The sequence below is a fragment of the Glycomyces niveus genome, assembly GCF_017592475.1.
Taxonomy (GTDB): domain Bacteria; phylum Actinomycetota; class Actinomycetes; order Mycobacteriales; family Micromonosporaceae; genus Glycomyces; species Glycomyces niveus.
The window spans coordinates 96,616-109,637 of sequence record NZ_JAGFNP010000007.1; the positions used below are offsets into that span (position 1 = coordinate 96,616).

The following is a 13,022-nucleotide window of genomic DNA, read 5'->3' on the forward strand; positions in this document are numbered from 1 at the left end:
TGGACGCCCAGGCCACACCCGCAGTTCGGGGCTCGCACGGGTAGCGATCGGCGACTACAGTTGCGAACGTGACTCAAGCCCCCGAGGACTTCACCCCGGACACCCCCGAGAACGACCGCCCCGGCGAACCCCGCCCCGGGCAGGCCGCCTCGGCCCCGCTCGTGCCCGGCCAGCGCTCCGGGTCCGAGACGCCGCTCGGCACCTCACCGGAACCGGTGCTGCCGCAAGCGGACACGGGGAACGCGGCGATCCCGCAGGCCGCCCCGATGCCGCCCCTCCCGGAGCCGACCGCCCCGCCCTCGACGCTCCCGGTCGACATGCTCCCGCCCGGCGCCGTCCCGCCCCAGGCGCCCATGCCGGGGCAGATGCCCGGCCAGATGCCGCCCGGCTACCCGACCGCCCCTTACGCGGCCGTCCCGCACCAGGGCGGCCCGGTCCCGCCCGGCCAGATCCCGCCCGGCCCGATCCCGGTCAGCGCCATGCCGCCCTGGCCCGGCGGCCACGTCCACTTCCCCCCGCCGCGGCCCGATCGGCGACGATCACCACTCGGGACGATCCTCGTCGTCCTCCTCCTTGTCACGGGCTCCGTCTTCGGCGGGGCCCTCGTCAACGGCTGGCGCCCGGGCATGCCCGCCGGCGAGACCGGCACCATCGAGGGACTCGCGGTCCAGCCCGGCGAGGGCACCGTCCCCAGCCCCGGCCCGAACGCCTCCGAAGCGGAGATCCTGGCCTACCTCAAGGAGCAGGCGCAGCTCGTCCTCGACGCCCAGAGCGAGTCCCTGCTCAACAACAGCCTCGACGGCTGGCTCGCCGCGTACGACCCGACGATCCACGACCAGATGACCCGCCGCTTCGACTCGCTCACCTCGATGCAGGTCTCCCGCTTCGACTACCAGATCGCCTCGGGCCCGATCGAGGACGCGTCGGGCGCCGTCCCGCTCTACGACATCTCCGTCGCGCTCTCCTACTGCTTCGTCGAGCCGGCCGAGACCTGCAAGGCCGCCGACATCGTCTTCGACTCGCGCTGGCGCGCGGGTGACGACGGGATGGTCATGGTCGAGGTCGCCAACTCCGAGTACGGCGAGGGCCCGCACCCGTGGGAGGTCACCGATCTCGTTGCGGCCGTTGGCGAGCGCACCGTGACCGCCGTGCCGCTGGAGATGGCCGACCGCCTCGACGAGGCCCTGGAGATCTCCGAGGCCGCCGCGGTGAACGCCGACAAGTGGGCGTACTGGGAGAAGCCCGACCGGTACGTCATCTACATCGCGAGCGACGCCGAGTTCGAGTCCTGGTTCGGGGGGTTCTGGGACTCCGAGGACGTGCTCGGGTTCGCGCTGCCGCTCAACGGCACGGTGAACGGCGAGCGCCAGCCCTCCACGTACGCGACGGTGATGGGCGTCGACCGCACCGGCTGGGGCTACGGCCTCACCTCGGTGATCCGGCACGAGCTGGGGCACGCGGTGACGCTGTGGGCCGCGCCGTCGGAGCGGTACGCGGACGACACGTGGTGGATGGTCGAGGGCGTCGCCGAGTACATCGACCACGGCGACCGCTCGCTCGACGAGTACGACCGCGCGCTCGACGTGCGCGACTACGTCGAGCAGGGCGGCTGCGAGACCGACATCCTCCCGCCCGACGGGGACGACGACACGCTCGCCGGCTCCGGCAAGTACGGGTGCGGGTTCCTCGGCGTGCACTACATGATCGACGAGTACGGGGTCGAGAAGTTCACCGAGTTCTTCGGGGCGACGGCGCGTGAGGGCGAGCCGGCGGTGGACATGGCGCCCGAGATCTACGGGAAGAGCTATGCGGAGCTGATGGAGGAGATTACGGCCTTCATTGCCCAGACCGTGTGAGATCGGGTGTTGCCGGGTGGCCCGGACTGCCGTAACATGAGCCTCATCCCAATCGAAAGACATCAACGTCACAGTCTGTGACGACCGACTTGTTTCGGTTCATATGGGCATTCGCGTCCGCCGCACCTCAAACACATCACACAACCCCACGTCCTTGCAGCAGTGCTCGCAACAGCCCTCGACAGAACGGTGAGACACATGAGCGAACCCGGGGACCTCCTCGACGAGGTCAAGTTCTTGACGGTGACGGAGGTGGCCGAGCTGATGCGCGTCTCGAAGATGACGGTGTACCGGCTCGTCCACAACGGCGAAATCGCGGCGGTGCGGGTCGGGCGCTCCTTCCGCGTGCCCGAGTCGGCGGTCAAGTCCTACCTCTCCGAAGCGCTCCAGACCGACGACTGATCCCCCTCGGCCCGGCAGGTCCCGCCACGCGCCAGCTGTGACGGGGCCTGCGGTTCCGCTCGCCCGGCGCGGGGGCCGCCGGATGGGCGCGTTAGGCTGGTCGGGCTCGAAAAATTGTCTAGTGAACATCTGTGAGGAAGCTCTATGGGCTCGGTCATCAAGAAGCGGCGCAAGCGCATGGCGAAGAAGAAGCACCGCAAGCTGCTCCGCAAGACCCGCGTGCAGCGTCGCAAGCTCGGCAAGTAACCGAGTCGACCGGCTCCCGAGTACCTGCGGGTAGGCTGTTCGCATGCCAGAGTTCGCAGCAGCGTTCGCCTTCGATGTACGCGCCTACGTCTACTTGGCGATCTCACTCGGATCTGCCTTGCTTTCGGTGATCGCTCTCACTCATTGCGCGGTGCAGAAGCCCGACGCGTTCAACGCCGTCGGCACCCTCTCGAAGGGCGCCTGGCTCGGCATCCTGGCGGTGAGCCTGGGTCTGTCCGTGCTGTTCGGCTTGACGAGCCCCGGATCGGGGCTCATCTTCACCCTGGTGGCGATCGCCGCGGCGCTGGTGTACCTCCTGGACGTGCGGACCGGTTTCAAAGACCTTCACGGCGGCGGCTCCTCGTACTGAGCGGTGCCGCCGGCACCCGTGACAAAGCCGCGTCGACATCTGTCGACGCGGCTTTCGCCATGCCCTGCTTCAGTGCCGCGCCCGTTAGCGGACGATGCCGCGGGCCATCTCCCGCAGCCGCCTGACCCGGTCGGCCGTCGGAGGGTGGGTCGAGAACAGACTGGAGAGCCCGCCGCCGCGCAGCGGCGACTCGATCATCAGGTGCGACTGCTCCGCGATGCGGCTGTCGGACCGCGCCGGCATCCGGTCGACCCCGGCGGCGATCTTCTCGAGCGCGCTCGCGAGCGCGAGCGGGTCGCCGGTGAGGCGGGCGCCGTCGGCGTCGGCCTCGTACTCGCGCGAGCGCGACACGGCCATCTGGATGAGCCCGGCCGCGAGCGGGCCGAGGATCATCGTCAGCAGCAGCACGAGCGGGTTCGGCCGGTCCTCGTCGTCGGAGGCGAAGAACGGCAGGAACATCGCGAGGTTCGCGAGCATCGTGATGATGCTGGCGAGCGCCCCGGCGACCGAGGAGATGAGGATGTCGCGGTTGTAGACGTGCGACAGCTCGTGCCCGATCACGGCCCGCAGCTCGGCGGGGGTGAGCAGCTGCAGGATGCCCTCGGTGACGGCGACCGCGGCGTTCTCGGGATTGCGGCCCGTGGCGAACGCGTTCGGCTGCATGGTGGGCGAGATGTACAGGCGCGGCATCGGCTGGTTCGCGCGGTGCGCGAGTTCGCGCACCATCGCGTACAGCTGCGGGGCCTGCGCTTCGGAGACCGGCTGGGCGCGCATGGCGCGCAGCGCGATCTTGTCGGAGTTGAAGTAGGCGTAGGCGTTCATGCCGACGGCGATGACACCGGCGATGAGGATGCCGGTCGAGCCGCCGAGCAGGTAGCCGACGGCGATCACGAGCGCCGACATCGCGCCGAGCAGCACCGCCGTTTTGAGGCCGTTGTGGTGCTTCATGGTGGTTGGTTTCCCTCCTTGTGGGAAATGCAACATCCTGGTTACGGCCAGTATTTCTTCGTGAGCTGGGAATTCACCGAGAAACGGCGGTGAAGTCCAACACGACCTGCGGCGCGAGCGTCATGGCGAGGAGCGCGAGCCCGACTGCGGCGAGGGCGATCGCGAAGCGGCCCTTGGCGGTCGACGGCCCGCGGCCGAGCAGGACGGTGCGCGCGAGCGGCAGGTAGTAGGCGAGCCCGAGGACCGCCCCTGCGGCCACGATCACGGCCAGCCACAGCGCGGACGAGGCCAGCACCTCCAGGATCGCGACTTTCGCAAAGGTCCCGGCGAGCGCGGGCGGCAGTCCGGCGAGCCCGATCACCGAGAAGAGGAAGAGCGAAGCGGGCAGCGGAGCAGAGCGCCAAAGCCCGGAAAGCTCCGCGATGGCGCCGCCCTCACCCGACCCCTGGACGGGGATGTTCCCGGCGCTAGCCTTCAAATCGGACCCCTGGGGACCCCCCGTTTTCAATCCTTCCAGAGGGGTACGACGCTCGCCGATCGCGATCTCATCTCGTCTTTCGCCCGTGGCGTGCTCTCCGACGGCCAGTGCTTCCACTCCGGCCGCCCGGTCCGAAGTCCAGGCCGGCCTGACCGCCGTCAAGGAAGCGAAGGCGCCCGCCTCCAGCAGCACGAAGAACACCGCGTAGGCGAGGGCCGCCGAGGCGGCGGCCGGGGCGTCTTCGCGGCCGGTCGCCGTCGTGACGACCGCGAGCGGGGCGAGCGCGTAGCCGGCGTGGGCGATGCCGGACCAGGCGAGCAGCGGCACCGTCCGGCGCTGCACCAGCGCGCCCAGGTTCCCGATGGCGATCGAGGCGACGCTCAGCGCCGCAACCACGATCCCGGTGGCCGTCCCGGCACCCGCCTCGAGCCCGAAGAAGACCACCCAGATGATCGCGATCGCGCCGCCGAGCTTCGAGGCGCTCGCGAGGTACGTCGCGATCGGCAGCGGCGCCCGCTCGAGCACCAGCGGCGCCCACGCGTGCAGCGGCGCGGCCGCGAGCTTGAACGCGAACCCGCCGAGCAGCAGCGCCGCGCCGGCCGCCACGAGCGCCGGGTCCGCTCCCGCCAGGCCCGCCGCGAGCCCTTCCAAGTGCAGTGTTCCCGCTGCGGCGTAAAGGAACGCCGCGCCCATGAGCGCGGTTGCCGAGGAGGCGATCGAGGCGATCAGGAACGTCACGCCCGCTTCGGCGCCGTCGCGGCCGGGCTTGGTGACGAGCACGTACAGCGGCACGGTCAGCGTCTCGAGCGCGACGATCAGCGTGATGAGGTCGCGCGCGCCCGCGAGCGTGATCCCGCCCGCCGCCGAGACCGCCAGCAGGAACCAGTACTCGCCCGACTGCCGCCCGCTCACCGCCGCGACGAGGACGCTCAACCCGGCGAACAGGGCCGCCGCGCCCATCGCGGCGTCGTCGGCGACGAACGAGTGCCAGGTGCCGACCGCGAACGTCGACCGGTCCTCACCGCCGCCCACCCACAGCGCCGCGACCGCGGCCGCTGTGAGTCCGATCATCATGCAGCCCTTGGCAGCCCGGCCCGCGAACAGTGCGAGCACGGCCGCTCCCGCCGCGAGGTAGAGCGGCAGCAGCGCCACGTGGTCGATCGCCTGGACCCGCATCTACAGCAGCCCCTCCCCGAACAGGTCCAGCAGCGGCCCCGGCACGAGGCCGAGCAGCAGCGTCCCCGCCACGAGCGGTGCCCACACCACGAGTTCCACAGTGGAGACGTCGCCGATGCCCTTCGTCGCGGGCGCTACCGGGCCGTGGCTGACGCGCCGCAGCATCCGCAGCAGGTACGCCGCGGCCAGGAACGCCCCGAACGCCGCCGCCGCGGCGAGCGCGAACCACGCGCCGCCGCGTTCCGCCGCCGCGTAGACCGTGAAGGCCTCGCCCCAGAAGCCCGCGAGCCCCGGCAGCCCGAGCGACGCCAGCGCCGCGAAGCCCAGCACCCCGGCGAGCATCGGCGCGGCGAGCCGGAGGCCGCCGAGGGAGCCGAGGAGGCCGGTGTGCGTGCGGGCTTTGAGGGCGCCGACGAGGAAGAACAGGAGGGGCGTGATGAGGCCGTGCGCGAGGTTCCCGAAGAGCGCGGCGTTGACGCCCGCTTCGGTGCCGGTCGCGAACGCGAGGACCACGAAGCCCATGTGGCCCACCGAGGAGTACGCGATGAGCCGCTTGAGTTCGGGGAGGCTCAGGCATACGAGGCCGGCGACGAGGATGCCGAGCGCGGCGAGCACCGCGAGCACGGGCGCGGCGTCGGCCGCGCCTTGCGGGGCGAGGCCGCCGGCGACTCGGATGAGGCCGTAGGTGCCGAGTTTGAGGAGCACGCCCGCGAGGAGCACGGAGCCGACCGTGGGGGCGGCGGTGTGCGCGTCGGGGAGCCACGAGTGGAGCGGCCAGAGCGGGGCTTTGACCGCGAACCCGATGGCCAGCAAGGCGAACACGAGGAGCGAGAGGCCCGGGCTGACGCCTCCGGCGACGATGATCGCCCCGAGGTCGGCGGTCCCGATGTCGGCGACCGCGACGAACAGGCCCGTGGCCATGAGCAGCGACCCGGCGACGGTGAACAGCGCGAACTTCGCGGCCGCATGCCGCCGCGCGGCCGGATCGCCGTACCGGCGGATCATCGCCCACATCGGGAGGAGCACGGCCTCGAACGCGATGAAGAACAGGATCAGGTTGTCCGCGAAGAACACGAGCGTCGAAGCGAACTGGACCGCCAGCAGCAGCACGGTCAACATGGGCGACGGTTTCCCGGGCACGCCGACCGTCTTACCCGCGGCCAGGGAAGGGCCCCCGGTTGCAACGTTAGCCGCGCCGACCTGAAGCGAACCTGAAGTGTGCCGTTCCGCACCCAGGGCATTGTGGAGGCAGCACAGCAAGCCGAGCAGTGCCGTCAACAGCGCGAGCGGCCACGAGATGCCGTCGACCGCGATCGCGAAGTCCAGGTGGAGCGAAGGCGCCCAGGTGAAATCGACCTGGTGCCACCACCCTCCCTCCAAACTCGCCCCGTAGGTCATCCAGTTCCCGTTGCCGCGCCCGATCGGCAGCAACGCCACCGCCACCAGTGCCGCAGCCGCCGCACCTACGCCAACCCAGTGCGCGGCCGCCCGCTCGCGCCAAGCCCAGACCAGCACCGCCCCGAAGAGCGGCGCCGCCACCGCGAGCACCAGCATCAGCTCCACAGGCTCACCCCGATCGCCGCCACCGCGACCAGCAGCGTCCCCGCCGCGCTCAACCGCAGGTACCGCACCAGCCCGCCCCGGTGCCCGGTCGCGGTGTCCTCGGCCGCAACGAGCGTCGCCCGCGCCGACCCCTCGACGACCGTCCGGTCCACCAGCCGCTCATCGAGCTCCCGCGCCGCCGCGCTCGCGCCCCGGGCCAGCGCCCGCGTCGCCTTGCCTGCCATCCGTTCCGCGTACAAGCCCTCCGCGAACGCGGGCCGCGTCCGGCCCAGGACGCCCGCCGGGTCGCGGTCGATCCCGGTCGCCCGCCGCCGGCGCCACCACGCGTCCGCGATCACCGCGAACCCGCCGACCGTCACCAGCAGCAGCAACGCCATCAAGTCCAAGTGCAGCTCCGGCACGTCGAACGGCCCCGCGTAGTACACCGCCCCGACCGCCACCGTCGCGATCATCAACGCCCACAAGCTGAACGACTCCGCACCCGGCACCGCCGCCCGCTCCTCCCGTTCGGGCGCGCCGCGCCAGAACAGCAGCAGCCACAACCGGGCCGAATACGCCGCCGTCAGGATGCTCGCCCCGACCCCGGCCCAGAACACGACCACCCCGGCCGGGCTCCCGGCCTCGTACGCCGCGCCGAGGACCGCCTCCTTGCTGTAGAAGCCGCCCAGCGGCGGCAGCCCCGCCATCGCCGCGAGCCCGATCGTCATGGCCGCGAACGCCAGCGGCGCGTCGCCCGGCCGCAGCCGGGTCGTCAGCAGCGAGCCGTTCGTGCCCGCCACCGCGATGATCACGCCCGCCGTGAGGAACAGCAGCCCCTTGAACGCCGCGTGCGAGACGAGATGGAACAGCGCCGCGTCCCCGGCGCTCACCGCCACGGCCGCGAACATGAACCCGACCTGGCTCACCGTCGACCACGCCAGCACGCCCTTGAGGTCCCTCGCCGCCAGCGCGCACAGGCCCGCCCCGACCATCGTCACCGCCGCCACTAGAGCGACCACGAGCAGCAGCGGCTCGGGCCAGACCGGCGCCAGCCGGGTCAGCACGTACGCGCCCGCCGCGACCATCGTCGCCGCGTGGATGAGCGCGCTCACCGGCGTCGGGCCGGCCATCGCCGGTGGCAGCCAGATCTGCAGCGGGAACTGCGCGGACTTGCCGATGCAGCCGAACAGGATCAGCAGCATGCCCGCCGCCGCGGCCCCTTCGGGCGCGGCCGCGGCCGCTTCGACCCGGAACGATCCGGCGGCCGCGCCGAGGACCATCACGCCGAGCACGAACGCCACGTCGCCGAACCGCGTCACGAGGAACGCCTTCGCCGCCGCGCCCGGCGCTTCGGGCAGTTTCGCGTAGTGGGCGATCAGCAGGTAGGAGCAGGCGCCCATGACCTCCCATCCGATGAGGAGGAACACGAGGTCGTCGGCGGCCACCACGAGGAGCATGGCGGCGCAGAACAGGTTGACCTGCGCCGCGAACGGCGCATATCGGGGGTCGTCGCGCAGGTAGGCGGCCGAGTAGACCTGGACGAGGAGCGTCACGAATGCGCTCGCGAGAGCCACCGCCGTCGCCGTCCCGGACAGGTCGAGCGCGAGGTCGACCTGGATCGAGCCGAAGTCCGCGAGCGTCAAGGCGAACCGGGGGTTGGCGACGGCGCAGCAGGCCGCCAGGAGCAGTGCGGCCGCGGGTCCGGCGATCGCGAGGACTCTCGCGAGGCCGCGGTGCCGGATGAGCAGCCCGGCGAGGCCCGCCGCGGCGGGGACGCCGATGAGGAGCAGTCCGAGGGTCATCGGCCGCTCCCGGCGTCGTGCGGCGGTTCTTCGGGGAGGTCGTCGGTGTCGATCGTGGCGCGCTCGCGCCACAGGTTGAGGATGAGCGCGAGTCCGACGCCGACCTCTGCGGCGGCGATGACCACGATGAACAGGGCGAAGCTCTGCCCGGTGTAGGCATTGTGGACGAGGTCGGCGGTCACGAGCACGAGGTGCACGCCGCCGAGCATGAGTTCGGCGGCGGCGAGCTGGAGGACGGCGTTGCGGCGCGTGAGGACCCCGTAGAGGCCGATCGCGAACAGCCCCACGGCGATCAGGAACCCGATAAGCGGGTGCACGGGATCCTCCCCGAAGGGAAGGGATCGGTCGATCGGGGCCACATGGCCCCATCTTGGACCACGCGGCCTGCGAAAGTCCAGACCCGGGGCCGTGTCGATGCCGTTGAAAAACCGGCAGGCGGGGGCACGGAACCCATTGTCGCCACGGCGGCGGCCCTGCCGCCGAAATGAGCTCCCGGCTCGGCCTACCAGGATTCGCGGCGCGCGGCGAGCCCGTCCACGATGAGCCCCAACCCGATCGCGAACTCGTCCCCGTACCGGTACCCCGGCTTGAGGGTGAGCTCGAGCGCCATTGCCGCGAGGTGCGGGAACGCCGCGGCCGCCTCCTCGGTCACGAGGCCCGCGGCGACCTCCTCCATGTCGGCGCCGTTCTCGAACGGCAGCGCCTGCTCCTGGATCGCGAAGCCGTAGACGTAACTGTCGAGCAGCGAGAACGCATGCGCCGCACCGGCGATCGTGAACCCGCCCGCGAGCAGGCAGCCGATCACCGCATTGTGGTGCCGCAGCGTCGCCGGGCCGGGGTCGGCCCGCGAGTCCATGAGCGCGATGGCCCACGGATGCCGGTTGAGCGCGTCGCGCATCGAGGAGGCGCGCCGACGCATCGCCTCGTCCCAGGCGACGCCGTCCTCGGGCAGCTCGATCTCGGCGAACACGAGGTCGACCATGCCGTCGAGGAGTTCGTCCTTGTTCTTGAAGTGGTGGTAGAGCGCCATGGCCCGCACCCCCAGCCGCTCGGCGAGCTTGCGGGTGCTCGGCACCTCGCCCCCGGCCGCGTCGGCCATCGCGACGGCCTCGCGCAGCACCTTCTCCCTGCTCAACGACCCCCGGCCGTGCTTGGGCGCAGCCTCTTCCGTCATTCAGAACTCCCGGTCCGCCGAAGTCTCCCGCGCCGTACTTTACACCGTACAGTTTTCCTGTACAGTGTAAAGGTACGGATTAAGAGTTCGAGCCACCCTTCACTCTGAGGAGCACGTCATGGAACCCATCGAGCAGCACACGGGCAAGAAGCTCTGCATCGTCGGCGCCTCCGGCAAGCTCGGGCGCTACATGGTGCAGCACGCGCTGGACCGGGGCTACGAGGTCGTGGGCGTCTGCCGCGAGAAGAGCATCCCGAAGCTCGCCGACTACGCCGACCGCATCACGATCATCGGCGGCCAGACGAACGACCGCGAGGTCATCAAGAAGGCCGTCGAAGGCTGCGACGCCGTGCTGACGGTGCTCGTGCCCTGGGGTGTCCAGGACTACTCCTCGGGCACCGCCCGGGCCGTGATCGACTTCGCGAAACCCGATGCGCGCCTGATCTTCTCGTGCGGCTGGCACATCACCCGCGACGGCCGGGACAAGTACTCCCGGCTCCTCAAGGCCCAGGTCGCCTTCGCCCGGTTCATGCGGATCACCCGCCTCATCGACCTCGACGACCAGTACCGCGCCACCGACCTGATCTTCAACAGCGGCACCCGCTGGACGGTCGTCCGCGGCTCCGACCTCGAAGAAGGCCCGAGTCAGGGCCTCCCCGTCTGGACCCGCCACGTCGGCGACCCCGTCCTCGAGAGCAACATGACCCGCCGCACCGACTTCGCCCTCTTCATGGTCGAAGCCGCCGGCAACGACGCCCTCGTCCAAGAGGCCCCCGCCATCGTCGGCTGCCAAACCCCCTCAGCCCTCGCCCACAAGCAAGCAGCCGCCTGACCTCGACCGCCATGTATTTCAACCGCCTATTCGACCTAGCCGCCACGGTGTGAGTACACAATGGTCAAAGAAGGCAAGATCCGTGCGGCCCTGGTCGCGGCCGTCGTCGGCATTCCCATGGCGTCCTGGGCGGTCGCCGCTCCCGCGCTCGCCGACCCCATCAACGACCACATCGCCGTCCAAGGATCCGAAGGGTATGCGGACGACCAGCATCGAGGCGATCCAGGACACCGACACCGGCAAGCGGGGACGTGTAGTCGAGGTGACCGTCGGCGAGAGGCCCGCGAGCGAGACAGTCGCCTCCTGTCTGGACATCGCGCCCGGGGACCCGGTCCTGTGCCGTTCGAGGCGGTTCGCGGTCGAGCAGCGGCCCGTGCAGCTCGCCGACTCCTTCTACCCGGTCGGCATGGTCCGGGCCACCCCGATCGTCTACACCGACACGGGTCCCGGCGGCGTCTACGCGCGCCTCGCCGAAATCGGCCGTGAACCGATCCGCTTCACCGAGCGCCTGCACGCCCGAATGCCGTTCCCGGCGGAGCGGACCGCGCTCGAACTCCCCGGCGGCACACCGGTCATCGCGATCACCCGCACCGCCTACGACGCCGAAGACCGCTGCGTCGAAGTCACCGAGATGATCCTCGACAGCAGCGCCTACGAGCTCGAATACCACGCTTCGATCCAGAGCCCTGTCTTTATCGGTAGAGGTCTGCAAGGCCGACCAAGTGAATTCGCGTGTCTTTCGAGGCAGCCGCGACGAGGTCGTCGCTGAAGCCCTTGGCGCCGAAGCATGCCAATGCGGCCTCCGACACGTCGTGCTTGGCCGCGAGCAGGTCTCGGACCCGGGCGAGGCGCGCGAGGTGGTGCAAGTCCATGCGTGTGCCCCACTTGGCCTCGCCGACGCACAGCAGTCGCTTGGGCCGATTGGCATCAGCCGCTGTCGTTGCGACGACATCGACCTCGATAGGGGTCCTGGTCTCCTTGTCGGTCAAAGTTCCCGAGGAGACTTCGGCGGGGTAGGCGCCGAAGCGGTCGGTCGTGGCGGCGTAAGCACGGCAGAGCTGTTCGAAGTGGGGTCCCATGACCCGGCTGTCGAATTTCGGCGCGCTCTCGCGCCACACCGCTTCGGCCTTGCCGAGTTCGAGTCGCGACCACTCCGGGCGCATGATCGCCTCGTAGAAGTGGATCAGCGGTTCACTAATGCGGAACAGATGACGGTTCGATCTGAACGCATCGGGCTCGATGCGGATCAGATCGCAGTCCTCCAGTACTGACAGCGCATGTGTGAGGTCGGCGGCCTGTCGGCCGCAGTGCTCGGCGATGCCGCTGCGAGTGCGCCGTCCGGAGGCGATTGCACCGAGCACTGCGTGATACAGCGAATCGCTTCGGACCTCGCCCTCGCTCGCGATGAGATAGCGGCCCTCGCGGTACAGCGGCGATCCCTGGTCGAGCACGCTCCTGACCACCCACTCGTCGAATTCCGCGAGGTCCGCCGGCGTCTGAAACCTGACGAACCGAGTTCGGTACGCGGGGGTACCGCCGGTAACCGAGTGGAGCAGCGCGGCCAGGCGAGGATCGTCGGCCTCCCAGAACCGGGCAGCGGTCCGGTAGTCGAAGGGTTTGACGACCAGTTCGAGGGAGGCGCGGCCTCGTAGTGGGGCGTTGCCTTTCAGAAGTCCGCCCATGACGGCCATCGCAGACCCGCAAAGAATGAGGCGGGTCCCGCCAGCGTCGCTCCACGGTTGCTGACGGCCGTCGATCTGGTGCTGGATCATGGAAGCCACCGACGGCGAGGCGCGAAGGATGTACGGGAATTCGTCGATGACGATGGTTCGCCCGCGGCAGTGCTCCAGCATCTGATCGAAGGCGTCCTTCCATGAATCGAAGGTGAAGGCCATCGGGAATTGCAGGTAGCTGGCCAACGCCTGTCCGAACTGGGCCAGAGATTCGTGCTCTGTCGCAGATTCCGCAGCGAAGTAGAAGCCACCGGTGGCGCGTGTCAACGCCTGGAGAAGGAAGGTCTTGCCCTGGCGTCGGCGCCCGCTGACGATGGCGAGGGTCAGATCCGGTTCAGGGCTGGTCACGAACTGGTCGAGCGCCTGCCACTCTCGATCGCGGGCGAAGAGAAGGTCGGGTTTGTCCATCACTTACCCTGTCTTTCATGGAACTATAGTTTATAGAAGTATACTTCCATGAACT

The 13,022-nt window shown here is 70.0% G+C and carries 13 protein-coding genes; 6 read left to right on the forward strand and 7 right to left on the reverse strand.

The annotated features are described in order from the left end of the window. The first annotated feature begins 68 nt into the window (after positions 1 to 68). From J5V16_RS14100 to J5V16_RS14115, 4 genes are all read left to right on the forward strand, one after another. Positions 69 to 1,856 carry a hypothetical protein gene (locus J5V16_RS14100; RefSeq protein WP_208496987.1) on the forward strand — a complete coding sequence of 596 codons (1,788 nt, stop codon included), beginning with the start codon at positions 69 to 71 and terminating at the stop codon, positions 1,854 to 1,856. A 198-nt stretch (positions 1,857 to 2,054) separates the two neighbouring features. Next, the gene (locus tag J5V16_RS14105) at positions 2,055 to 2,258 is read left to right on the forward strand and encodes a helix-turn-helix domain-containing protein (protein ID WP_208496988.1); all 204 of its coding nucleotides are present in this window, start codon (positions 2,055 to 2,057) and stop codon (positions 2,256 to 2,258) included. A gap of 144 nt (positions 2,259 to 2,402) precedes the next feature. Next, a complete protein-coding gene (locus J5V16_RS14110) occupies positions 2,403 to 2,504 on the forward strand; it encodes a 30S ribosomal protein bS22 (RefSeq protein WP_081687713.1) in 102 nt (33 codons plus the stop codon). A gap of 43 nt (positions 2,505 to 2,547) precedes the next feature. Further along, positions 2,548 to 2,874, forward strand: a complete 327-nt coding sequence (locus tag J5V16_RS14115) for a DUF2516 family protein (protein ID WP_208496989.1) — start codon at positions 2,548 to 2,550, stop codon at positions 2,872 to 2,874. Between the two features lie 84 nt (positions 2,875 to 2,958). On the opposite strand, the gene htpX is transcribed toward J5V16_RS14115, so the two are convergent. From htpX to J5V16_RS14145, 6 genes are all read right to left on the reverse strand, one after another. Further along, positions 2,959 to 3,822, reverse strand: coding sequence for a zinc metalloprotease HtpX (gene htpX, locus J5V16_RS14120; RefSeq protein WP_208496990.1), 864 nt, complete (start codon positions 3,820 to 3,822; stop codon positions 2,959 to 2,961). Between the two features lie 73 nt (positions 3,823 to 3,895). Next, positions 3,896 to 5,476, reverse strand: coding sequence for an NADH-quinone oxidoreductase subunit N (locus tag J5V16_RS14125; RefSeq protein ID WP_208496991.1), 1,581 nt, complete (start codon positions 5,474 to 5,476; stop codon positions 3,896 to 3,898). Further along, on the reverse strand, positions 5,477 to 7,030 hold the full coding sequence (locus J5V16_RS14130; RefSeq protein WP_243901247.1) for a complex I subunit 4 family protein: 1,554 nt from the start codon (positions 7,028 to 7,030) through the stop codon (positions 5,477 to 5,479). Beyond that, positions 7,030 to 8,820, reverse strand: a complete 1,791-nt coding sequence (locus J5V16_RS14135; RefSeq protein WP_208496993.1) for an NADH-quinone oxidoreductase subunit 5 family protein — start codon at positions 8,818 to 8,820, stop codon at positions 7,030 to 7,032. Before J5V16_RS14135 ends, J5V16_RS14130 begins: the two co-directional genes overlap by 1 nt. Next, positions 8,817 to 9,137, reverse strand: a complete 321-nt coding sequence (nuoK, locus tag J5V16_RS14140; RefSeq protein WP_208496994.1) for an NADH-quinone oxidoreductase subunit NuoK — start codon at positions 9,135 to 9,137, stop codon at positions 8,817 to 8,819. The genes J5V16_RS14135 and nuoK overlap by 4 nt, the downstream gene beginning before the upstream one ends. A gap of 185 nt (positions 9,138 to 9,322) precedes the next feature. Further along, the gene (locus tag J5V16_RS14145) at positions 9,323 to 9,994 is read right to left on the reverse strand and encodes a TetR/AcrR family transcriptional regulator C-terminal domain-containing protein (protein ID WP_208496995.1); all 672 of its coding nucleotides are present in this window, start codon (positions 9,992 to 9,994) and stop codon (positions 9,323 to 9,325) included. A gap of 118 nt (positions 9,995 to 10,112) precedes the next feature. Here J5V16_RS14145 and J5V16_RS14150 point away from each other — a divergent pair, with 118 nt between their 5' ends. Further along, positions 10,113 to 10,826, forward strand: coding sequence for an NAD(P)-dependent oxidoreductase (locus J5V16_RS14150; protein ID WP_208496996.1), 714 nt, complete (start codon positions 10,113 to 10,115; stop codon positions 10,824 to 10,826). Between the two features lie 196 nt (positions 10,827 to 11,022). Next, complete coding sequence (locus tag J5V16_RS14155; RefSeq protein ID WP_208496997.1) at positions 11,023 to 11,595, forward strand: GntR family transcriptional regulator; 573 nt, start codon at positions 11,023 to 11,025, stop codon at positions 11,593 to 11,595. Here the strand turns inward: J5V16_RS14155 and J5V16_RS14160 are convergent. Continuing rightward, entirely contained in the window at positions 11,519 to 12,967 is a 1,449-nt protein-coding gene (locus tag J5V16_RS14160) for an ATP-binding protein (RefSeq protein WP_208496998.1), read from the reverse strand. The genes J5V16_RS14155 and J5V16_RS14160 overlap by 77 nt on opposite strands. Positions 12,968 to 13,022 lie beyond the last annotated feature (55 nt).